22 protein-coding genes are annotated in these 21,256 nt (G+C 69.1%); 18 read left to right on the top strand and 4 right to left on the bottom strand.

The window, feature by feature from the left end; genetic code table 11:
- Positions 1-2: 2 nt before the first annotated feature.
- The 16 genes from rplR to truA all read left to right on the top strand — a co-directional run bounded on the left by rplR (position 3) and on the right by truA (position 9,794).
- Complete coding sequence (gene rplR / locus FPZ12_RS10315; protein WP_144747648.1) at positions 3-401, top strand: 50S ribosomal protein L18; 399 nt, start codon at positions 3-5, stop codon at positions 399-401.
- A 37-nt stretch (positions 402-438) separates the two neighbouring features.
- Positions 439-1,083, top strand: coding sequence for a 30S ribosomal protein S5 (rpsE, locus tag FPZ12_RS10310; protein WP_144747650.1), 645 nt, complete (start codon positions 439-441; stop codon positions 1,081-1,083).
- A 2-nt stretch (positions 1,084-1,085) separates the two neighbouring features.
- Positions 1,086-1,271, top strand: a complete 186-nt coding sequence (gene rpmD, locus FPZ12_RS10305; protein WP_144747652.1) for a 50S ribosomal protein L30 — start codon at positions 1,086-1,088, stop codon at positions 1,269-1,271.
- Positions 1,268-1,714: a 50S ribosomal protein L15 gene (gene rplO, locus FPZ12_RS10300; protein WP_144747653.1), complete on the top strand. Its 447-nt coding sequence runs from the start codon at positions 1,268-1,270 to the stop codon at positions 1,712-1,714. Before rpmD ends, rplO begins: the two co-directional genes overlap by 4 nt.
- A gap of 268 nt (positions 1,715-1,982) precedes the next feature.
- Complete coding sequence (secY, locus tag FPZ12_RS10295) at positions 1,983-3,290, top strand: preprotein translocase subunit SecY (RefSeq protein WP_144747655.1); 1,308 nt, start codon at positions 1,983-1,985, stop codon at positions 3,288-3,290.
- Positions 3,287-3,841 carry an adenylate kinase gene (locus FPZ12_RS10290; protein WP_144747657.1) on the top strand — a complete coding sequence of 185 codons (555 nt, stop codon included), beginning with the start codon at positions 3,287-3,289 and terminating at the stop codon, positions 3,839-3,841. Before secY ends, FPZ12_RS10290 begins: the two co-directional genes overlap by 4 nt.
- A gap of 20 nt (positions 3,842-3,861) precedes the next feature.
- Complete coding sequence (map, locus tag FPZ12_RS10285; RefSeq protein WP_279537781.1) at positions 3,862-4,662, top strand: type I methionyl aminopeptidase; 801 nt, start codon at positions 3,862-3,864, stop codon at positions 4,660-4,662.
- 213 nt (positions 4,663-4,875) lie between these two features.
- Complete coding sequence (gene infA, locus FPZ12_RS10280; RefSeq protein WP_004558881.1) at positions 4,876-5,097, top strand: translation initiation factor IF-1; 222 nt, start codon at positions 4,876-4,878, stop codon at positions 5,095-5,097.
- A 33-nt stretch (positions 5,098-5,130) separates the two neighbouring features.
- The gene (gene rpmJ / locus FPZ12_RS10275; protein ID WP_004558882.1) at positions 5,131-5,244 is read left to right on the top strand and encodes a 50S ribosomal protein L36; all 114 of its coding nucleotides are present in this window, start codon (positions 5,131-5,133) and stop codon (positions 5,242-5,244) included.
- Between the two features lie 208 nt (positions 5,245-5,452).
- Complete coding sequence (gene rpsM, locus FPZ12_RS10270) at positions 5,453-5,833, top strand: 30S ribosomal protein S13 (protein WP_144747662.1); 381 nt, start codon at positions 5,453-5,455, stop codon at positions 5,831-5,833.
- Complete coding sequence (locus tag FPZ12_RS10265) at positions 5,830-6,024, top strand: hypothetical protein (protein ID WP_144747663.1); 195 nt, start codon at positions 5,830-5,832, stop codon at positions 6,022-6,024. Before rpsM ends, FPZ12_RS10265 begins: the two co-directional genes overlap by 4 nt.
- Positions 6,025-6,043: 19 nt before the next feature.
- Positions 6,044-6,448 carry a 30S ribosomal protein S11 gene (gene rpsK, locus FPZ12_RS10260; protein ID WP_144747664.1) on the top strand — a complete coding sequence of 135 codons (405 nt, stop codon included), beginning with the start codon at positions 6,044-6,046 and terminating at the stop codon, positions 6,446-6,448.
- Positions 6,449-6,471: 23 nt separating this feature from the next.
- Entirely contained in the window at positions 6,472-7,077 is a 606-nt protein-coding gene (rpsD, locus tag FPZ12_RS10255) for a 30S ribosomal protein S4 (RefSeq protein WP_144747665.1), read from the top strand.
- Between the two features lie 91 nt (positions 7,078-7,168).
- Positions 7,169-8,230: a DNA-directed RNA polymerase subunit alpha gene (locus tag FPZ12_RS10250; RefSeq protein ID WP_144747666.1), complete on the top strand. Its 1,062-nt coding sequence runs from the start codon at positions 7,169-7,171 to the stop codon at positions 8,228-8,230.
- Between the two features lie 80 nt (positions 8,231-8,310).
- Positions 8,311-8,886, top strand: coding sequence for a 50S ribosomal protein L17 (gene rplQ / locus FPZ12_RS10245; RefSeq protein ID WP_144747667.1), 576 nt, complete (start codon positions 8,311-8,313; stop codon positions 8,884-8,886).
- A 68-nt stretch (positions 8,887-8,954) separates the two neighbouring features.
- On the top strand, positions 8,955-9,794 hold the full coding sequence (gene truA / locus FPZ12_RS10240) for a tRNA pseudouridine(38-40) synthase TruA (RefSeq protein ID WP_208025823.1): 840 nt from the start codon (positions 8,955-8,957) through the stop codon (positions 9,792-9,794).
- Between the two features lie 47 nt (positions 9,795-9,841).
- On the opposite strand, the gene FPZ12_RS10235 is transcribed toward truA, so the two are convergent.
- Together FPZ12_RS10235 and eccE are read right to left on the bottom strand one after the other, a co-directional pair.
- Positions 9,842-10,564, bottom strand: a complete 723-nt coding sequence (locus tag FPZ12_RS10235; protein WP_144747669.1) for a hypothetical protein — start codon at positions 10,562-10,564, stop codon at positions 9,842-9,844.
- Positions 10,561-11,787 (bottom strand): type VII secretion protein EccE, encoded by a 1,227-nt coding sequence (gene eccE, locus FPZ12_RS10230; protein WP_144747687.1) that lies wholly within the window; start codon positions 11,785-11,787, stop codon positions 10,561-10,563. Before eccE ends, FPZ12_RS10235 begins: the two co-directional genes overlap by 4 nt.
- 433 nt (positions 11,788-12,220) lie before the next feature.
- Between eccE and eccB the strand changes: the two genes are divergently transcribed.
- Positions 12,221-13,831, top strand: a complete 1,611-nt coding sequence (gene eccB / locus FPZ12_RS10225; RefSeq protein WP_144747670.1) for a type VII secretion protein EccB — start codon at positions 12,221-12,223, stop codon at positions 13,829-13,831.
- A 173-nt stretch (positions 13,832-14,004) separates the two neighbouring features.
- Here eccB and mycP read toward each other — a convergent pair whose 3' ends face one another.
- Positions 14,005-15,513 (bottom strand): type VII secretion-associated serine protease mycosin, encoded by a 1,509-nt coding sequence (gene mycP / locus FPZ12_RS10220; protein WP_144747671.1) that lies wholly within the window; start codon positions 15,511-15,513, stop codon positions 14,005-14,007.
- Positions 15,514-15,549: 36 nt separating this feature from the next.
- On the bottom strand, positions 15,550-16,941 hold the full coding sequence (gene eccD, locus FPZ12_RS10215) for a type VII secretion integral membrane protein EccD (RefSeq protein WP_144747672.1): 1,392 nt from the start codon (positions 16,939-16,941) through the stop codon (positions 15,550-15,552).
- A gap of 294 nt (positions 16,942-17,235) precedes the next feature.
- Here eccD and eccCa point away from each other — a divergent pair, with 294 nt between their 5' ends.
- The gene (gene eccCa, locus FPZ12_RS10210) at positions 17,236-21,246 is read left to right on the top strand and encodes a type VII secretion protein EccCa (protein ID WP_144747673.1); all 4,011 of its coding nucleotides are present in this window, start codon (positions 17,236-17,238) and stop codon (positions 21,244-21,246) included.
- Positions 21,247-21,256 lie beyond the last annotated feature (10 nt).

Genomic DNA, 21,256 nt, shown 5'->3' with positions numbered 1-21,256 from the left:
TCATGAGCGAAGCTGCCACGAAGCGGAAGCCGATCGGCAAGGACGCGTCGACCCGTCGCCGCGTCGCGAAGACGCGCCGTCACTTCCGCCTGCGCAAGAAGATCAACGGCACCGCGCAGCGTCCGCGGCTGTCGGTGAAGCGGTCCTCCCGGCACATCTACGTCCAGGTGATCGACGACCTGACCGGCCACACGCTGGCCGCCGCGTCGACGATGGAAGCCGACGTGCGTGCCGCCGAGGGCGACAAGAAGGCCAAGGCTGCCAAGGTCGGCGAGCTCGTGGCCGCCCGCGCGAAGAACGCGGGGATCTCCGGTGTGGTGTTCGACCACGGTGGCAACGGCTACCACGGTCGCATCGCCGCGCTGGCCGACGCCGCACGCGAGGCGGGGTTGGAGTTCTGACGATGCAGCACACTCTCGAGAACGGAAGGAACGCCTGATGCCGGGACGTACGCGGCAATTCGGCGGCGGTCAGGGTGGTCCGGGCGGCCAGGGCGGCAACGACCGCAACGACCGCCGGGATCGCAGGGACCGTCGCGACGGTGGCCGTGGCGGGGCCGGCCAGGACAAGACCCCGCACCTCGAGCGCGTCGTGGCGATCAACCGCGTCGCCAAGGTGGTCAAGGGTGGCCGCCGGTTCAGCTTCACCGCTCTGGTGGTCGTCGGTGACGGCGACGGCCAGGTCGGCGTCGGCTACGGCAAGGCAAAGGAAGTGCCCGCGGCCATCGCCAAGGGTGTCGAGGAAGCGAAGAAGAACTTCTTCCGCGTGCCTCGCATCGCCGGCACCATCCCGCACCCGATCCAGGGTGAGGACGCCGCCGGTGTGGTCCTGCTCCGTCCGGCCAGCGCCGGTACCGGTGTGATCGCCGGTGGCCCGGTGCGTGCCGTGCTGGAGTGCGCGGGTGTGCACGACGTGCTGTCGAAGTCGCTCGGCTCCGACAACGCGATCAACATCGTGCACGCGACCGTGGCGGCCCTCAAGGGCCTGCAGCGTCCCGAAGAGGTGGCGGCCCGCCGTGGCCTGCCGCTCGAGGACGTGGCCCCGGCCCGCATGCTCCGCCAGCGCGCTGGACAGGGGGTCTGACCATGGCTCAGCTCAAGGTGACCCAGCTCAAGAGCAAGATCGGCACCAAGCAGAACCACCGGGACTCGCTGCGGACCCTCGGTCTGCACAAGATCCGGCAGTCGGTCGTGCGGGAGGACACTCCCGAGGTCCGCGGTCTGATCCACACGGTGCGCCACCTCGTTTCGGTTGAGGAGGTCAAGGCATGACCGCCATCAAGATCCACCACCTGCGGCCTGCCCCCGGCGCCAAGCGCGACAAGATCCGCGTCGGCCGTGGTGAGGGCTCCAAGGGCAAGACCGCCGGTCGCGGTACGAAGGGCACCAAGGCCCGGAAGAACGTGCCCGCCGGCTTCGAGGGTGGGCAGATGCCCATCCACATGCGGCTGCCGAAGCTGCGTGGTTTCAAGAACCGGTTCCGCACCGAGTACCAGCCGGTGAACGTGGGCGACATCGCCCGCGTGTTCGCCGACGGTGGCGACGTGTCCAAGGAAGACCTGGCCGCCCGCGGCCTGGTCCGCAAGGGGCAGCTCGTCAAGGTGCTCGGCAATGGCGACCTCAACGGCGTCAAGCTGAACGTCACCGCCGACAAGTTCTCCGCGTCCGCCAAGGAGAAGCTCGCGGCGGCGGGTGGCACGGCCAACGAGGCCTGACACCGAACGTCCAGTAACGGCCCGCCGGGTTCTCCCGGCGGGCCGTTCCGGCTTTCCGGCCCTTCCCCGTCCGCGTCCCGGCTGCCTAAGGCAACCTGCGGTGCGGGGGCGTTCCGGGTGGCTGTTAGAGTCGGCAACACGCTTCGGGACAACTCTGTCCTGATGCGTTCCTGGCTTGCCGCCAGTGAGGTTGTGTTCCCGCCGGCCACCGTGGCCGGCCAAGCCGATCGTCGGCGAACCCGCCGGCGACGCCGAGGAGGTCCCCCGCGTGCTCAGCGCCTTCCGCTCGGCTCTCGCGACGCCGGACCTGCGCAAGAAGATCCTGTTCACGCTGTTGATCGTGGCCGTGTACCGGATCGGTGCGGTCACGCCGGCGCCCGGGGTCTCGTATCCGAACGTGCAGACGTGCGGATCGCAGGCCGACTCGTCGGGCATCTACTCGCTGCTGAACCTCTTCAGCGGTGGTGCGCTCCTGCAGCTGTCGATCTTCTCGACCGGCATCATGCCGTACATCACGGCCAGCATCATCATCCAGCTGCTCACCGTCGTCATCCCGCGGTTCGAGGAGCTGAAGAAGGAAGGCCAGTCCGGCCAGAACAAGCTGACCCAGTACACCCGGTACCTGACGATCGCGCTGGCGATCCTGCAGGCCACCGGCGTGGTCGCGTTGGCGGACCGTGGCCAGTTGTTCCCGAACTGCACCGCGTCGATCATCCCGGACAACAGCATCTGGTCGCTGGCGATCATCGTCATCTGCATGACGGCCGGTACCGCCGTGATGATGTGGCTGGGTGAGCTCATCACCGAGCGCGGTGTCGGCAACGGCATGTCGGTGCTGATCTTCCTGAACATCGCGGCCCGGATCCCCGCCGAAGGGGTCAACATCCTCAACAGCCAGGGCGGTCTGGTCTTCGCCCTCGTCTGCGTCTTCGGGCTGGTGATCATCGCCAGCGTCATCTTCGTCGAGCAGGGGCAGCGCCGGATCCCGGTGCAGTACGCCAAGCGCATGATCGGCCGCCGGATGTACGGCGGCACCTCGACCTACCTGCCGATCAAGGTGAACCAGGCCGGTGTCATCCCGGTCATCTTCGCGTCTTCGCTGCTGTACCTGCCGGATCTGATCAGCAGGCTGGTCGGCAATCCCACCAGCTCCTCCGGCTGGCAGGTCTGGCTGCAGAACTACGTGGTCAACCAGGGCAACTACGTACACATCCTGCTGTACTTCGCCCTCATCATCTTCTTCACGTACTTCTACATCACGATCACGTTCAACGTGGACGAGCGTGCGGAGGAGATGAAGAAGTTCGGCGGCTTCATCCCCGGCATTCGCCCCGGCCGCCCGACCGCGGAATATCTGAGCTTCGTGCTGGGCCGGATCACGCTTCCCGGGTCCATCTACCTGGGCATCATCGCGATCCTCCCCAACTTCTTCCTGTCCATGACCCAGCAGGGCAACAACCAGAGCTTCCCGTTCGGCGGGACTGCTGTGCTGATCATGGTCGGTGTCGGCCTCGACACGGTGAAGCAGATCGAAAGCCAGCTGATGCAGCGAAACTACGAAGGGTTCTTGCGATGACTCGCCTGGTTCTTGTCGGCCCGCCGGGAGCGGGAAAGGGTACCCAGGCGGTTGCTCTGTCGCAGAAGCTCTCCGTACCCCACATCTCCACCGGTGACCTCTTCCGCGCGCACGTCGCCGAGCGCACGCCGCTCGGCGAGGAGGCGAAGCGCTACCTGGACTCCGGCGAACTGGTGCCGGACACGGTGACCAACGAGATGGTGCGCGAGCGGCTCGCCGAGGACGACACCAAGGTCGGCTTCCTGCTGGACGGTTTCCCCCGCAACACCAAGCAGGCCGAGGTGCTCGGTCACCTGCTCGCGGAGACCGACCAGAAGCTCGACGCGGTGATCCAGCTCGAGGTGCCCGAGGACGTCGTCGTGGGTCGGCTGCTTTCGCGCGGCCGTGACGACGACACCGAAGAGGTCATCCGGCGCCGGCAGCAGGTCTACGTGTCGGACACGGCGCCGCTGCTGGACTACTACCAGGACATCCTGATCACGGTCGACGGTGTCGGCGACGTGGACGAGGTGTCTTCGCGGGTGCTGGACGCGCTCCGCGCCCGCCAGTAGAGCTGAAAGAGTTTCATATTTTGCGGCTCCTGCGACGTCGGAACCCGATCGAGATCAAGACTCCGGGCGAGCTGGACGCGATGCGTGCCGCCGGGCTGGTCGTGGCCAAGACGCTGACACTGCTCAGCGAGGCCGCGAAGCCCGGCGTCAGCACCGCTGACCTGGACGAACTCGCCGAGCAGACGATCCGGGACGCCGACGCGGTGCCCTCCTTCCTCGGCTACCACGGCTTCCCGGCCTCGATCTGCGCGTCGGTGAACGACCAGATCGTGCACGGCATCCCGGCGAAGACCACGGTGCTCGCCGAGGGTGACTTGATCTCGATCGACTGCGGCGCGATCCTCGACGGCTGGCACGGCGATTCCGCCGTCACGCTGGCCGTCGGCGAGATCTCCGAGGCCGACGAGGCGCTGTCCGAGGCGACGAAGGCCGCCATGTGGGCCGGGGTGAAGGCCGCCGTCGCGGGTGCCAAGCTGACCGACATCTCGTTCGCCGTGCAGTCCTCGGCCGACCGTTCTTCGGCGGCCGACGGCGTGGAATACGGCCAGATCGTGGAGTACGGCGGGCACGGCATCGGCCGCGAAATGCACATGGACCCGTTCCTGCCCAACGTCGGCAAGCCCGGCAAGGGCCCGCGGCTCGAGGTCGGCATGGCGCTGGCCATCGAGCCCATGCTCACCGGCGGCTCGAACGAAACCATCGAGCTGGAAGACGGCTGGACCGTGATCACCGCGGACGGCTCGCGCGCCGCGCACTGGGAGCACACCGTCGCCATCACGGCGGACGGCCCGCGCGTGCTCACTCTCGCCGAGAGCTCCTGAATGACGGCCCGGTGGCGGGCCGCGTAGCACATCAACCCCCGCCTCGCAGGGTGCGACACGGAGTGCGTACACTGTCTAGTCGGCGTACTCATCACGCCGGTTCCAGCGCGCTCGTGAACCCTCACGGGATTGGAGTCGGGGTGGCGGCTGCGTCGGCACCACCATGGCAGGCATTTTTTCGGTGCTCAACCAATATCACGAAACGCGGAGGACATGGCTAAGAAAGACGGGGCCATCGAGGTCGAGGGTCGCGTGGTCGAGCCACTCCCCAACGCGATGTTTCGAGTCGAGTTGGAGAACGGCCACAAGGTCCTGGCGCACATCAGCGGCAAGATGCGGCAGCACTACATCCGCATCCTTCCGGAGGACCGGGTCGTCGTGGAGCTTTCGCCCTACGACCTGTCCCGCGGTCGCATCGTCTACCGCTACAAGTGATCACGGTGAGCACGGCATAAGGAAGCAGGAGACGTGAAGGTTCAGCCGAGCGTCAAGAAGATCTGCGACAAGTGCAAGGTGATCCGCCGCCACGGCCGGATCATGGTGATCTGCGAGAACCTGCGTCACAAGCAGCGTCAGGGCTGATCGCGAGCACTCCGCGCAGAGCGGATTGACAGCGAAGACAACCCTCCCCGTACCTGCCGGACCGTCTTGACGGTCCGGAGCACCCCCGGACTCCAGGCCGGGGCCGGGACACCGCCCGCGAAAGCGGTCGGCACGACAGCGAGTCGGTCCCGGGACCGGACGGGGAGCACACCTGGAGAGACGAAACCAAGAAGGAGCATCAGCGCCAATGGCACGACTCGCCGGCGTCGACCTCCCCCGCGAAAAGCGGTTGGAGATCGCGCTGACCTACATCTACGGCATCGGCCGTACCCGCTCCAAGCAGCTCGTCGCTGCCACGGAACTGAACCCGGACACCCGGGTGCGGGACCTGAGCGACGACGACCTCGTCAAGCTGCGGGACTTCATCGAAGAGAACTTCAAGGTCGAGGGTGACCTTCGCCGCGAGGTGAACGCCGACATCCGGCGGAAGATCGAGATCGGCTGCTACGAGGGTCTCCGCTGGCGTCGTGGGCTGCCGGTCCGCGGTCAGCGCACGAAGACCAACGCCCGTACCCGCAAGGGGCCGAAGAAGACGGTCGCCGGCAAGAAGAAGGCCGGCAAGAAGTGAGCGTCCAGGGCAGGAAGAGCGTGCGCGTGGGCGGTCAGCGCCTCACCCGCACGTCGTGCGTATCGCCGAAGGCTCTCTACGCCCGTCCGATGGCCCTGCGCCAGCTGTACACCGACGCCGGTTCCGTGATCCGGCGCGGGCAGCAGGAAGCGCGCATCGCCGCCGCCGAGCAGACCGACAACTCGCGCTAACGAGGAGAATCACCCCCACATGCCACCCAAGTCTCGTACCTCTGGGGCCAAGAAGGTCCGGAGGAAGGAAAAGAAGAACGTGGCCCACGGCCACGCTCACATCAAGAGCACGTTCAACAACACGATCGTGTCGATCACCGACCCCACCGGTGCGGTGATCTCGTGGGCGTCCTCGGGCCACGTCGGCTTCAAGGGCTCGCGTAAGTCCACCCCGTTCGCCGCCCAGATGGCCGCGGAGAACGCCGCCCGCAAGGCCGCGGAGCACGGCATGAAGAAGGTCGACGTCTTCGTGAAGGGCCCGGGCTCGGGCCGCGAGACGGCGATCCGCTCGCTGCAGGCCGCCGGCCTCGAGGTCGGCACGATCCAGGACGTGACCCCGCAGCCGCACAACGGTTGCCGCCCGCCCAAGCGGCGCCGGGTCTGAGGAACGGGGAGGAGTAACAGAAAATGGCTCGCTACACCGGCCCCGCGACTCGTATCTCGCGGCGTCTCAAGGTTGACCTCATCGGCGGCGACCAGGCGTTCGAACGTCGCCCCTACCCGCCCGGCCAGCACGGCCGCGGCCGGGTCAAGGAGTCCGAGTACCTGCTGCAGCTGCAGGAGAAGCAGAAGGCCCGCCACACCTACGGCATCCTGGAGCGGCAGTTCAGCCGCTACTACAAGGAAGCCGCGCGGCGTCAGGGCAAGACGGGTGAGAACCTGCTGCAGATCCTGGAGTCCCGGCTGGACAACGTGATCTACCGCGCCGGCATCGCCCGCACCCGCAGGCAGGCCCGGCAGCTGGTCAGCCACGGCCACTTCACGGTCAACGGCGTCAACGTGAACATCCCCAGCTACCAGGTCGAGAAGTGGGACATCATCGACGTGCGGCCCAAGTCGCTGCAGATGCTGCCCTTCGTCGCCGCCAAGGAAGCCTTCGGCGAGCGGCCGATCCCGGCCTGGCTGCAGGTCGTGCCCTCGAACCTCCGCGTGCTGGTGCACCAGCTCCCCGAGCGTGCCCAGATCGAGGTTCCGGTGCAGGAACAGCTGATCGTCGAGTTCTACTCGAAGTGATCGACAGCGGAGGCGCGCATCGGGCGCGTCTCCGCTTCGCCATCCCTTTCGGCGTCATATGGCGGGCGCCGGCAGGAAAGGAAACAGGAAAGTGCTGATTTCACAGCGACCGGCCCTCGGCGAGGAGCCGATCAACGAGACGCGGTCCCGGTTCACCATCGAACCGCTGGAGCCCGGCTTCGGTTACACCCTCGGCAACTCGCTGCGGCGCACGCTGCTGTCGTCCATTCCGGGCGCGGCGGTCACCAGCATCCGCATCGACGGGGTGCTGCACGAGTTCACCACCGTCCCGGGGGTGAAGGAGGATGTCACCGACATCATCCTGAACCTCAAGGAGCTGGTCGTCTCCTCCGAGGAGGACGAGCCGGTCACCATGTACCTGCGCAAGCAGGGCCCGGGCGAGGTCACCGCGGCGGACATCGTGCCGCCTGCCGGTGTCACCGTGCACAACCCGGATCTGCACATCGCCTCGCTGAACGGCAAGGGCAAGCTGGAGATCGAGCTGGTCGTCGAGCGCGGCCGCGGCTACGTGCCCGCCCTGCAGAACAAGCAGGCCGGCGCGGAGATCGGCCGGATCCCGGTCGACTCGATCTACTCGCCGGTGCTCAAGGTGACCTACAAGGTCGAGGCCACCCGTGTCGAGCAGCGCACCGACTTCGACAAACTGATCCTGGACGTCGAGACCAAGCCGTCGATCACGCCGCGGGACGCGGTCGCGTCGGCCGGTAAGACGCTGGTGGAGCTGTTCGGTCTCGCCCGCGAGCTGAACGTCGACGCCGAGGGCATCGAGATCGGCCCGTCGCCGCAGGAGGCGGACACCATCGCCGCCTACGCGATGCCGATCGAGGACCTGGACCTCACCGTCCGGTCGTACAACTGCCTCAAGCGCGAGGGCATCCACACGGTGGGCGAACTGGTTTCGCGCAGCGAGGCGGACCTGCTCGACATCCGCAACTTCGGTGCCAAGTCGATCGACGAGGTCAAGCTGAAGCTGGTCGGTCTCGGTCTGTCGCTCAAGGACAGCCCGCCCGGATTCGACCCCACGGCCGCCGCCGCCAGCTACGACGGCGAGGGCTGGTCCGAGGGTGTCGAAGGTATTTCCGACGCTGGCCACGACGACGGCCAGGACTACGCAGAGACGGAGCAGCTGTAGGCCGCTGACAGCCTGCCCGCCGCGGACGCACGCGGTGGGCGGGCACGGCCTCCAGCCGCAAAGCTGAACGAGGAGAAGTAATGCCCACCCCCACGAAGGGCCCCCGTCTCGGCGGATCGCCGGCCCACGAGCGGCTGATCCTGGCCAACCTGGCCTCGTCGCTGTTCGAGCACGGCAAGATCACGACCACCGAGGCCAAGGCCCGCCGCGTGCGCCCGCTCGCCGAGAAGCTGATCACCAAGGCCAAGCGCGGTGACCTGCACAACCGGCGGCAGATCCAGCGTGTCATCCGCGACAAGGACGTGGTGCACAAGCTGATCGCCGAGATCGGTCCGTTCTTCGAGGACCGTCAGGGCGGCTACATCCGGATCACCAAGACGATGCCGCGCAAGGGCGACAACGCCCCGATGGCGGTCATCGAGCTGGTGTCCACCAAGACGGTCGCGGGCAGCGTCGACCGTGCGCGCAAGAACACCGCCGCCAAGGCGGAGGCCCCTGCCGAGGCTCCCGCCGAGGAGACCAAGGCTGAGGACACGGCGACCGAGGAGGCCTCCGCCGAGGAGACCACCGAGGCTGCTGAGGCCACCGAGGCCGACGCCGAGGCCGAGGCCACCGACGAGGCCGCCGCGGACGAGTCCAAGAAGGACGAGTCCTGACGGCTGCGCCCGAGTCGCACGACGAGCCCGCTTCTCCCGCCAGGGAGGGCGGGCTCGTTCGTCTGCGCCTGGACGTCAGCTACGACGGCACGGATTTCTCCGGTTGGGCGCGGCAGCCCGGCCGCCGCACGGTGCAGGGCCTGCTGGAGGACGCGCTCGCGAAGCAGCCTCCGGGCGCCTCAGTTCCCCGCTCCGTCGTGGTCGCGGGCCGGACGGATGCCGGAGTGCACGCGACGGGCCAGGTCGTCCACGTGGACGTGGTGCCGCTGGAAGCGGGCGCGGCCGGGCGGCTGGCCGTGGACGAGCACGGCGTGCCTGACCTGGAGCGGATGACGCACCGGTGGAACAGGTACCTGCCGGGCGATGTCCGGGTGCTCGGCGCGCGCGTGGCGCCGCCGGGGTTCGACGCCCGGTTTTCCGCCGTGCGCAGGCATTACCGCTATCGGGTGGCGGACGCGCCCTGGGGCGCGGACCCGCTTCGCCGCCACGACACGCTGCCGTGGGGGCGGCCCCTGTCCGTGCCGGCGATGAACGAAGCGGCCGCGGAACTGTTGGGGCTCAAGGATTTCGCGGCCTTCTGCAAACAGCGCGCCGGCAGCACGACGATTCGTGAACTGCAGCGCTTCACCTGGCACCGCCTGGACGAAAACCTTGTGGAGGCCCGGGTTTCCGCCGACGCGTTCTGTCATTCGATGGTGCGCAGCCTCGTCGGCGCCCTGCTGATGGTGGGGGACGGCCGGCGTGCCGTCGGCTGGCCCGCGGAGGTGCTCCGCAGCCGCAAGCGGGACAGCGCTGTGGCGCCGCCACACGGGCTCACGCTGATCGGGGTGGACTACCCGCCGGACGACGAGCTGGCGGCGCGCGCCGAGCAGACTCGCAACGTCCGGCAGGAGTCGGAAACCCGTTAGAGGGAAAGAAAACCGCCGGGCGGACGCGAGCCCACCCGGCGGGGAGTTCAGTCGCCCCGGCGGACCGGGCCGAGCAGCTGTTGTTCCTTCTGCGTGGTGACCAGGCGCATCGGCCGCCACAGGTTCGCGCCCAGCGCCACCACCTGGTCGTCCTTGAGGGTGGTGAGCTGGCGCATCATCTGCGGCGGCAGCCGCCAGATCCGCGCGGCCAGTTCGGACTGGCCGACCGGAAGCCGTTGCATCAGCACGACATCCGCCGCGTTCGCGATCGTGGTGGCCTGCGGGTGCAGGTACGGCAGCACGTAAACCGTTGTCTGCCAAGGGGATCGCGGGGGGAAGAGGTCCTGCGGGGTCGGCCCGCCGTCGGTGACCACCAGCAGCGGGGCGTCCTCGGACGGCCGCGGCAGCTCCACGGGGGAGAGCCGGCGGATCTGCACGAGCGGGGACGGCCTGCCGTTCGGCCCGTTCCCGGCGGCCTTCGGCAGCATCTGCCACGCCGCCGGGCGTCCGGTCGCGATGACCACCCACGCGCCCACCGCCATCGCCCGCAGCGCCACCTGGCGAGCCAGGTAGAGGCCGCCGACAAGGACGATCCTGGTCGGGGTGGACCGCAGCGCCGAGATGGTCAGCGGTTCGCCCTTGAGCCCCGATCCGACGACGATCCCGCCGCGGTCCCCGGAGGGGCTGATCGCGTCGAGCAGCACCGGGTCCACAGTGAACTCCGGCGCCACCCCGTTGTTCCGGCCCGGATCCCGTAGCCGCAGGCTCATGCGGTGCCTCCCATCGGCAACGTGGCCGCGAAGCCGTCGACTTGCAGGCCCCGCAACGGGGTCAGCGAAACGCCCACCTTGCCGGCGAGGTTGGACAGCCTGTCATCCGCCTGATCGAGCTCGCGCGGGTTGCGCGCGCTCATCCGCACCACGCCGCGAAGGCCGACCTGGCCCTCGTCGTCGGCGGGGGAGATGGCGAGCGCGACCGTCGACGACAGCGTCCGCACACTCGTGAGGGCGTTGAGGGTGTTCGTGATCTTGCCCTTGGGCCAGCTGGTGATCGCGTAGCTGGCGTGCCCGATCCCGGCCGCCGTCACGCTCGTCCAGTGTTCCCGCATGTTCACCCGCGCCTCGGAGCCCGACACCGCGGTGAGCTCGGAGGCCGAAATCCCGGCCCGCAGCAGCTCGTCCGGGTCCAGCGGGCGAGTGGGGATTCCCTTCGACTCCAACGCGTTCCGCACGCGGGAGAGCGCACCGATCAGCGCCCGGTGCGCGCCGACGACGCCGCCGCCGCGTTCCCGCACCGCCGCCGGGCAGCGCCGCGGGTCGAGCCGGACCGCCACCCAGGTGGTGCGGCGCGCCGCCGCGGGCAGCGGGCCGAGCACCTCCAGGTACGAGTTGAGCGCCGGGGAATCCGAAGGCAGCGCGGCCGAACCGGGGTAGCAGTGCCAGATGATCTGGATGGAGTCCAGCACCACGCCGCGGTCTTCGAGGCACGGCGCCAGCGCCGACAGCGGCAGGCTCGGCGCTCCACCGGCCTGGGTGATCAGCGCCGGGGTGGGCTCGACGAGCAGCACCGCCGTCCACGTGCCGTCGTGCCAGGCCAGGCCGACCTGCTCGCGTTCGTGGTCGATTCCGTGCGCCACAACGAGATCCGGCACCACGAGGCGCAGCAGGGAGACCCGCGCGTCCTCCGGCCCGGTGACCGACTCGTCCTTCGCCGGCTCACCGGTGGGCGGCGGCGGGGTGGCGACCCGGTCGTGGCTGCGGAACCGGTAGCGCATCGTGAGGCCGAACCACTGGGTGAACCACTTGCCGCGCCAGCGGATGATCGCGATGAGGAACGTCACCGCCAGCACACCGGCGCCGATGTACAACAGGGACTTGTTGATGGCGACCAGGATCAGCCCGATCGCGAGGCCGATCTCGAGCACCACCAGGTTCACTACCGGCAGCGGGCCGAGGCTCGCGCCGAGCGTGCGACGCCGCGCGGGAGGCGCGATCGGAGCCGGGCTGCCTCCCGCAGGTGGCTGGGACGGACCGGGACCGCCGGGGCCTCCCGGACCGCCAGGACCACCCCCGCCGGGCCCTCCGCCACCGGGACCGCCAGGACCCCCAGGGCCTCCCGGACCACCAGGGCCTCCCGGGCCGCCGGGACCCGGCCGGCGTGGCGGCGGACCGCCGGGGCCGCCCGGCCCGCCTTGGCGTGGTGGCGGACCCGCCGGGCGCCTTGGCGGCGGCGAGCCAGGCGGCCCGCCCGGTCGTGGAGGCGTGGTGACGGACATCCGCGCTTTCTTCCCCTCGTAGTGCTGCCTTGCCGAAAGCCGGCTCCGAGTACCCGGCACTGGGCTGAGTTCGGCGAAACCCACACCAGTACGGTTCTCGTACGGTTATCCTGCGGAACCGTACCGCGACTCGGGGAGCTGTAGGTCGAGAATGCCATCAACACCGACAACTAAGTCTCAGGTTCAGGCGTACCGGTTCGTACTGCGCCGGATGCAGTCGGCGCTGGTCCGCCGCGATTCGGTGATGTTGCACGACCCCATGCGCACCCATGGCAGGGCCACGATGGTGGGGGTCATCATCGCCGCGCTCGGCCTTGTGGGATTCGTCATCTTCGGGCTGATCAGCCCTTCGCCGAGCGTCCCTTCGGCTCCCGGGATCGTGATCGGCAAGCAGTCCGGCACCATCTACGTCGTCTCGGGCAATCCGGTTTCGCTCACCCCGACCTTCAACCTCGCCTCGGCCAGGCTGCTGCTGATGTCGCAGTCGCAGGGCGGCGCGTCGGCCCCCGCGGACGCGGAGGTGGTCCCGGACGACTCGCTCAAGGACATCCCGCACAACCGGCGCACGGGCATCGTGGACGGGCCGCAGCTCCTGCCATCGGCGGATCAGCGGATCGACGACAACTGGGCGGTCTGCGACCAGGTGATCGTCAACAAGAACCTGCCCCAGTCGATCCAGCTCCAACAGTCCACTTCGGAGACCACGGTCCTCGCCGGAGTTTCCGGTCTGGGTACGGCTTTGTCGGAGGACCAGGCGATCCTGGCCGCGGCGGACAACGGCAAGTACTACCTGATCTACAAGACCGCGGCGAGCGACGATCCGAACAACCCGACGCCGAACACGGTGCGGGCGGAAGTGGACCCGACCCAGCAGGCGGTGGTCTCGACCTTCCACCTGAACGGTGCGCCGAGGCGGCACATCTCCACCGGGCTGCTCAACGCGATCCCCCAGGTGAGTCCGCTCGTGCCGCCGACGATCCCGGACATCGGTGGTACCAGCGGATTCGCCCAACTGCAGGCCGAGGGACTCAAGAACGGCAACGTCTTCGCGGTGAACAGCGTCAGCGGTTCGCGTGACGTGTACGTACTGCTGCCCACCGGGATCCAGAAGGTGTCGGACGCGGTCGGTGACCTGATCCGCGCCGCGCAGTCGGGGTCGACGAACATCCCGCAGGTCAGCCCGAACGAGATCAACAACGTCCGGATCATCCAGCCGAACGACGCGGACGCGCTTCCGGTGGGGTCCATGCCGGCGCAGGTGCCCACCATCCTCGACCCGACGGTGTCCACGTCGGCCTGCCTCGGCTGGACGGTCCAGGACAACAAGCCGCAGACCACTGTGTACGTCGGTTCGGCGACGCCGGTCCCGTCGGGTGTGAAGCCGGTCGACGTGAACCAGCCGGGGCCGAACGGGCTGAAGGTCGACAAGTTCTACATGCCGCCGGGGCGCGGCGCGGTCGTGCAGTCGGCCACTTCGGCGGACACGTTCGGCAAGGGGCCGATGAGCCTCGTCACCGACAACGGGCTGCGCTATGGAATCCCGGACGCGAACACGCTCAAGGGGCTAGGGCTGGACAACCCGGCGCCGCGGCCGGCACCGGAGTCGATCATTTCGCTGTTGCCGACCGGCACATCGCTGAACACCGTCGACGCCGCGAAGAGCTACGACGACATCCCGGTGGCCGCGAACGCCGGGACGTACCCGTCGGTGCAGCCGAGCCAGTCGTCTTCAGCGGGAACAACCGGATCCTCGGGTAACTGACGGTCCACTTCGGACAGCACGGTAACGGGAAGGCCTGGCAGGCGATCGGCTGCCAGGCCTTCTTCGTGCGCGGAGCGACACGGGTCCGCTCAGATCCCTTCTCCCGCAAGCAAAAGGTCCGGCAGCCCTTCTTCGGGGGGCTACCGGACCATTTCGGTGTCCGTACGGCTCGCTCAGGTGGTGCGGTTGCGGCGGATGGTGTGCATCACGAACAGTGTGATCAGCAGGACCAGCAACCCGCCACCGGTGCCGGCGAGCGCGACGATGATCGGCGTCCAGTTCTTGTTCGCCGCGGGCGGCAGGCCCAAGGCCGGCTGCTTTGCCTGCGCCACAGGGATTCCGTCCTCCTGCGGTACGACCGAGGTCAGCGCCGCCACCGGGTTCACGACGCCGTAGCCGATGTAGTTGTCGTGCCCGCCGGGCGCGCCAGGGTGCTGGGCCGTGGCCTCGATCCGCTGCATCACCTGACGCGCGTCGAGCGTCGGGAACTGCGCGCGCACCAGTGCGACGAGCCCGGCGACGTACGGCGCCGCGAAGCTGGTGCCCTGGATGTCCTGCTGCTTGTCGTTTTCCACGACCTGGTTGGCCAGCTGGTCGGTGCCCTTCGACGGGTCCAGCGACGTGATCTTCGTGCCCGGCGCGGCCACGCTCACCCACGGGCCGTTCATGCTGAAGCTCGCGACGCTCCCGGTGTCGTCGATCGCCGCGACCGAGAGCACGTCGTCGGAGAACCACGGCGGGCTGACGATCGACTGTGGCTTGTTCGGGTCCGGCTGGTTGTTCTGCTTGCAGGTGTCGGAGGTGTTGCCCGCCGCGGCGACGACCACGACGTTCTGCGATACGGCGTAGTGGATCGCCGCCTGCAGTTCCCGCTCGCCGCTGTTGATCGTGCCGTCGGCGGTGCGGCAGTTGTCCACCGACATGTTGATCACGCCGACGTGCAGGTTCGCCGCGCGGACGACCGCTTGCGCGAGCGTATGCGTGTTGCCCGCGCCCTGGCCCTGCTCGCGACTTCCCGTGTCGTCCCCGGTCTGCTGGCCGGAGGTTTCGCCGCCGCCACCGGCGGGCGGGTTCGCCGAAGACGACGCCGGCGGCGCCTGCGCGCTGGAAGTCTGGCTCTTGAGCTCGTAGTTCTGGCTCGACTGCCGGATGGACACGATCTGCGCATCCGGGGCGACGCCCTTGAAGCCGATCGAGGCCGGGGTGTTCGCCGCGATGATCCCGGCGACCTCGGTGCCGTGCCCGTCGCAGTCGAGGAGTCCGCCGTCCGCGGGATCCACGTAGTCGCCGCCGGACACGATGGGGTACTTGAAATACGGATGCTGCGTCACGCCGGTGTCGATGACCGCGACCTTCTGGCCGCCACCCGCGCTGCCGGTCTTGGCGATGGCGAGCTGCTGTGCCTCTTCGATCTGCAGGTACTGCTGGCCCCAGGGCTTCTCGCGCAACACGATGTTGTTGTTGAGATCCCGGCTGACGCAGTCTTTCGTCTTCGTGTACGGGATGCCGGAATGCCCGCCGCCGTCATCGGGCTGGGCGCCCTGGACCGCGGGCGGCGGCGTGGCCCAGTACCCGCCGTCCGACGAGGTCTGGGCCAGTGCCGGGACGAGCGGGACCAGGACCCCGATGGTCCCGGCCAGCAGGACGGCGGCCGACCGGCCGGGCACCCCCAGCGTGCGCACGCGCTTTTCCCCTCTCCTGTCGGTGGTGGGCCGGCCTCAGCCGAACGAGTGCCGCAGCGTCGTGTACAGGTCCATCACGGCCAGCGCGAGCGGCAGCACGGTGGCGATGCAGATCGCTTCGAAGATCTCCACCGAACGGCGCAGCGGCGGCGAGAAACGGTGGTTCGGGAAGATCACGCCGACCACGAGCGAGCCCGCGGCCACGATCACCAGCGCGCCGAAGACCCACAGCAGCCTGCCGAGTGTGTTCTGGGAGAACAGCCAGCTGATCAGGATGCCCGCCGCGGCGACCATGCCGGTGGTCAGCAGCGCCACGGCCTGCGAGCCGTTCGCGTAGGACCGGGCGCGCAGCAGCAGCACGAGGGTGGCGACGACAGCGGTGATGATCCCGAACACGCCGGGCGCGCTCGCGGTGATGATCGCCGCGATGGCGGTGGCGCTCCCGCAGCCGATCAGCAGGCCGGTCATGTAGTTGTGCGCCACGGAGGTGCGGCGCTCGATCGCCGTGTAGTCCGGGTACGCGTCGTCTTCCTTGAGCTCCTCGGCGGTGCCGGGCACGTGCGGCAGCGGCAGCTTCGCGAGCCAGATCGTCGCCCGCGGCAGCATCGAGATGGCGGCGAGGGAGACCGCGGCGGTGCCGGCCGCGATACCTGCCGCCGGGTGCGCGACGAGCGTGGCCACGGTGAACGCGATCACGCCGATCACGCCGGCCGTGGCGGCCGCGATGAACGTGGTGATGCCGGCGCCCATGATCACGATCGAGACCGCGGCGACGATCACCACGAGCCCGCTGCCGAGCAGCAGGCTCGGCCGGACCGCGAGCCCGGGCACGGCGCAGAACCCGGCGACGAAGGCGAACGGCAGCCCGCCCGCGGCGGCGATCACGACGCCGGTGGCCTCGGCCTGGTACCCCTTCGACAGCGTGGCGCCCACGGCGACGCAGGCGATCGCGCCGACGCCGGCGGCCAGCGCCGCGGCGAGGCCGTTGCCGCCGAACAGCGGGCCGGACATGAACAGCGCGAAGGCGGCGACGAACAGCCCCAGTCCGCCCGCGATGTGGCCGATCCGGTTCGCGGTCTCCTTGGTCCACGGCCGGAAGCTGTCCGGGTCCGCGTCGGCGATCGCGTCCACGACGTCGTCGTACAGCGGCGGCGGCGGGTTTTCGTTGCGGCGGCGCAGTTGCAGCAGCTCACCGTCGATCACGCCCAGCGACGCGAGCGTGCGGCTCGGGTCCAACGGGGAGTCCCCGAGCTTGGCCAGCGACCAGCCGCCGTGGCGGGCGCCGCCGTCCGGCGAGGTCTCTCTGGCCATCTCGAGCAGCATCGGCAGCAGATCCGCGACCGCAACGTCGGCCGGCAGCGCGACGTCGATCCGGGTGCGCGGCGCGACCACCGTGACCCTGCTGAATACCGTCGTGCCCGTTGCCACCTTGCTGCCCCCTAAAGACGAAAACGCTGCGGGCTACTTATACCCGGCGAGCACCTCCGTGGCGTCGCCCGGCCGTACCTCGCCCGTACCTCTGGTGCCCACGACCTGCCCGGAAACGCCCCGGACTGTCGGTGGGCCGTCCTAGTATTAACGAACCTGGGGTCGACTTGGGGTGGTTTCGCCGAGAACGCTCCCGCTTCGACGGTCTTGCCCCGCGCGGGCGGTGTGGTTCGCTACCGTGTGGGTCGTCCCTGGCCAGGCAGTCCGGGCGTCGAGTTGAAGAGGGGTCCTTCGGTGAGCACGCTGCAGTTCAAGAAAACGCCACGCCTGGCGGCACCGCGCCCGCCCGGCGGTGAGGTGCATCTCGAACCGCCGCCCGAGGTCCCGAGGACCATCCCCGGCAACGTCGTGCAGAAGCTCATGCCGGTCGTGATGGTCGTCGCCACGCTCGGCATGGTCGTGGTCCTGTTCACCTCCGGCGGGTCCGCCGCGAAGAGCCCCACCACGCTGATCTTCCCGCTGATGATGCTCATGTCGATGGGCGGGATGATGGCGGGCGGCGGCAAAGGCGGCGGGGCCAAGAAGGCCGAGATGAACGAGGACCGCAAGGACTACCTGCGTTACCTCGGCCAGATGCGGGAGCGCGCCAGGGAGGCGATGGCCGAACAACGGGCCGCGCTGGAGTGGGTGCACCCGGATCCGCAGGCGCTGTGGTCGCTGGCCGCGAGCCGCCGGATGTGGGAGCGCCGGCAGAACGACCAGGACTTCCTCCACCTGCGCGTCGGCCGCAGTTCGCACCGGCTCGCCACCCGGCTCGTGCCGCCGCAGACCGGCCCGGTCGACGAGCTGGAGCCGATCGCCACGCTGGCGCTGCGCCGGTTCGTGCGCGCGCATTCGATCGTGCCGGACCTGCCGACCCAGATCACGCTGCGCGGGTTCGCCGCGGTGAGCCTGCAGGGCGAGCGGGAGCTCACCCGTGGCCTCACTCGCGCGATGCTGGCCCAGCTGGTCACGTTCCACAGCTGTGACGACGTGCTGATCGCGGTGGCCACCGCGGGCCGGGCGAAGGCCGAGTGGGAGTGGGCGAAGTGGCTGCCGCACGCGCAGCACCCGGAGCTCGCCGACGGCATCGGCCAGCTGCGCATGATGGCCGGCTCGCTGGCGCAGATCGAGCAGTGGCTCGACGTCGAGCTGCGTGAGCGGCCGCGGTTCTCGCGCAACGCCACGCCGAACGGGGACCAGCCGCACATCGTGATCGTCATCGACGACGCCGAGGTCACCCGCGAGGAGCAGATCATCCTCGAGGAGGGGCTCGTCGGGGTCACCCTGATCGACCTGTCCGACTCGCTCGGCAACCTGGCCGCCCGCCGCGGCCTGCGCCTGGTGGTCGAGGAGACGCGGGTCGGCGCGCGCAGCGCGGGCGGGATCGAGTGGTTCGGCAAGCCGGACTTCCTGAGCGCCATCGAGGCGGAAGCGTTGTCCCGCAAGCTTTCCCCGTATCGGGTCGGCAGCGCGGCGGAGGAGGCCACCTCCGACGAACCGCTGCTGTCCAACCCCACGCTGCTGGAGCTGCTCGGCATCCCGGGCGACCCGATGACGTTCGACGTGCAGCAGGCCTGGCGCCCGCGCCCGATCCGGGACCGCTACCGGGTTCCCTTCGGTGTCGGCGAGTACGGGCAGCCGGTGGAGCTGGACATCAAGGAGGCGGCGGCCGAGGGCATGGGCCCGCACGGGCTGTGCATCGGGGCGACCGGTTCCGGTAAGTCGGAGTTCCTGCGCACGCTGGTGCTGGGGCTGCTGGCCACGCACTCGTCCACCGCGCTGAACATGATCCTGGTGGACTTCAAGGGTGGTGCGACGTTCCTCGGCCTGGACAAGGCCCCGCACGTCGCGGCCACGATCACCAACCTCGCGGGTGACCTGACCCTGGTCGACCGGATGAAGGACGCCATCGCCGGTGAGGTCGCCCGCCGCCAGGAGGTCTTGGCGAAGGGCAACTACAAGAACGTCTGGGACTACGAGAAGGCGCGCGAGAACGGCGCCGACCTCGACCCGCTGCCCGCGTTGTTCATCTGCATCGACGAGTTCTCCGAGATGCTGACGGCGAAGCCGGACTTCATCGACATCTTCCTCCAGATCGGCCGTGTCGGCCGGTCGCTGCAGATGCACATGCTGCTCGCCTCGCAGCGGCTGGAGGAGGGCAAGCTGCGTGGTCTGGACACGTTCCTGTCGTACCGGATCGGCCTGAAGACCTTCTCCGCGGCGGAGTCCCGCGCGGCGATCGGCGTGCCCGACGCGTTCGAGCTGCCGTCCATCCCGGGTTCGGGCTACCTCAAGTACGACACGTCGACGATGGTGCGGTTCAAGGCTTCCTACGTCTCCGGCCCGTACCGCCCGGCGGGCATCAAGGCGGCGGGCCCGGTGTCCAATGTGGTCCGCGCGGACAAGCGGCCGCAGCTGTTCGTGCCCGACTTCGTGGAGCTGCCACCTGAACCGGAGCCGGAGCCCGAGCCCGTCGAAGAGGTGAAGAAGGCCGAGTCCGACGAAGCCACCGAGCCCACCGAGCTCGAGGTGATCGTGGACAGGCTGATCGGCCAGGGCCCGCCGGCGCACGAGGTCTGGCTGCCGCCCTTGGACGAGCCGAACTCGCTGGACACCCTGCTGCCCAACCTGAACCCGACCGAGGACCGCGGTCTTTCGCCGGTGGGCTTCTTCGGCAACGGCAAACTGCAGGTGCCGCTCGGCATCGTGGACCGCCCGTTCGAGCAGCGGCGTGACCCGCTGTGGGCGGACTTCTCCGGCGCGGCAGGGCACGGCGTGGTGGTCGGCGGACCGCAGTCGGGCAAGTCCACTTTGCTCCGCACCCTGATGATGTCGATGGCGTTGTCGAACACCCCCGAGGAGTTCCAGTTCTACGCCGTCGACCTCGGTGGTGGCACCCTGGCCGGGCTCGCCGGCCTGCCGCACTGCGGCGGGGTCGCGGTGGCCCGGCGCGAGCCGGACAAGGCCCGCCGGATCATCGCCGAGCTGAACACGCTCGCGAACGAGCGGGAAGGCCGGTTCGGCGCGCTGGGCATCGACTCGATGGGCGACTTCCGCAACCGCAAGCGCCGTGGCGAGATCAGCGCGGAGCAGGACCCGTTCGGTGACGCGTTCCTCGTCGTCGACGGCTGGCGCGCGATCCGGGACGACTTCGAGGAGCTGGAGCCGCAGATCACCGCGCTGGCCCAGCGTGGACTGGCGTACGGCGTGCACGTGATCATCTCGGCCAGCCGGTGGGCGGACATCCGCCCGGCGATCAAGGACATGCTGGGCACCCGGTTCGAGCTCCGTCTCGGTGACCCGAGCGAGTCCGAGGTCGATCGCAGGGTCGCGGTGAACGTGCCCGAAGGCAGGCCCGGCCGTGGCCTGACGAGGGAACGGCTGCACATGCTCGGCGGGCTGCCGCGCATCGACGGCAGCAGCGACACCGAGAACATCGCGGCCGGGGTGGCCGACGCGGTCGGCAAGATCCAGGCCGCGTGGCAGGGCAGGCCGGCCCCGCAGGTCCGGCTGCTCCCGGAGTCGATCACCTACGAAGACGTCCTGTCGATGGACAAGCACCGCGACAGCAAGCTCATCCCGATCGGCATCAACGAGGACGAGCTCGCCCCGGTGTACCTCGACTTCGACTCGGACTCGCACTTCCTGGCCTTCGCCGACGGCGAGTCCGGCAAGACGAACCTGCTCCGCCAGATCGCGCGCGGGATCACCGAGCGGTACACGGCCAAGGAAGCCGTCATCGTGCTCGTCGACTACCGGCGCACGATGCTCGGCTTCGTCGAGGGCGCGCACCTGCTCGGGTACGCCGTCTCGTCGAACCAGCTGGACGGGATGATCAAGGACATCGCCGGGTCGATGACGCGGCGGCTGCCCGGCCCGGACGTCACCCAGGAACAGCTGCGCAACCGGTCCTGGTGGAAGGGTCCGGAGCTGTTCGTCCTCGTCGACGACTACGACCTGGTGGTCACCCAGTCCTCCAACCCGCTCAAGCCGCTGTCGGAGTTCCTCGCGCAGGCCAAGGACGTCGGCCTGCACGTGGTCGTGGCCCGGCGTACCGGTGGTGCGTCGCGCGCGTCGTACGACCCGATCATCGGCAAGCTGAAGGAGATCGCGGCGCCGGGCATCGTGATGAACGGCAGCAAGGACGAAGGCACCTTGCTGGGCACCGTGAAGCCGAGCCTGATGCCGCCGGGACGGGGCACGCTGGTGAGTCGCAAGGTCGGCAAGCAGTTGATGCAGGTGTCGTGGATCCAGCCGGACTGAACCGCGCCCA

The sequence above is a fragment of the Amycolatopsis acidicola genome, assembly GCF_007713735.2.
Taxonomy (GTDB): domain Bacteria; phylum Actinomycetota; class Actinomycetes; order Mycobacteriales; family Pseudonocardiaceae; genus Amycolatopsis_E; species Amycolatopsis_E acidicola.
Note: the sequence above shows the minus strand (reverse complement) of the source record. Positions and strands in the feature narration are given on the sequence as shown.

Excerpts from the sequence above, each read along its gene's own strand:
- rplR (WP_144747648.1), top strand. The coding sequence starts at position 3 with ATGAGCGAAGCTGCCACGAAGCGGAAGCCGATCGGCAAGGACGCGTCG.
- rpsE (WP_144747650.1), top strand. The coding sequence starts at position 439 with ATGCCGGGACGTACGCGGCAATTCGGCGGCGGTCAGGGTGGTCCGGGC.
- rpmD (WP_144747652.1), top strand. The coding sequence starts at position 1,086 with ATGGCTCAGCTCAAGGTGACCCAGCTCAAGAGCAAGATCGGCACCAAG.
- rplO (WP_144747653.1), top strand. The coding sequence starts at position 1,268 with ATGACCGCCATCAAGATCCACCACCTGCGGCCTGCCCCCGGCGCCAAG.
- FPZ12_RS10290 (WP_144747657.1), top strand. The coding sequence starts at position 3,287 with ATGACTCGCCTGGTTCTTGTCGGCCCGCCGGGAGCGGGAAAGGGTACC.
- infA (WP_004558881.1), top strand. The coding sequence starts at position 4,876 with ATGGCTAAGAAAGACGGGGCCATCGAGGTCGAGGGTCGCGTGGTCGAG.
- rpsM (WP_144747662.1), top strand. The coding sequence starts at position 5,453 with ATGGCACGACTCGCCGGCGTCGACCTCCCCCGCGAAAAGCGGTTGGAG.
- rpsK (WP_144747664.1), top strand. The coding sequence starts at position 6,044 with ATGCCACCCAAGTCTCGTACCTCTGGGGCCAAGAAGGTCCGGAGGAAG.
- rpsD (WP_144747665.1), top strand. The coding sequence starts at position 6,472 with ATGGCTCGCTACACCGGCCCCGCGACTCGTATCTCGCGGCGTCTCAAG.
- rplQ (WP_144747667.1), top strand. The coding sequence starts at position 8,311 with ATGCCCACCCCCACGAAGGGCCCCCGTCTCGGCGGATCGCCGGCCCAC.
- FPZ12_RS10235 (WP_144747669.1), bottom strand. The coding sequence starts at position 10,564 with ATGAGCCTGCGGCTACGGGATCCGGGCCGGAACAACGGGGTGGCGCCG.
- eccB (WP_144747670.1), top strand. The coding sequence starts at position 12,221 with ATGCCATCAACACCGACAACTAAGTCTCAGGTTCAGGCGTACCGGTTC.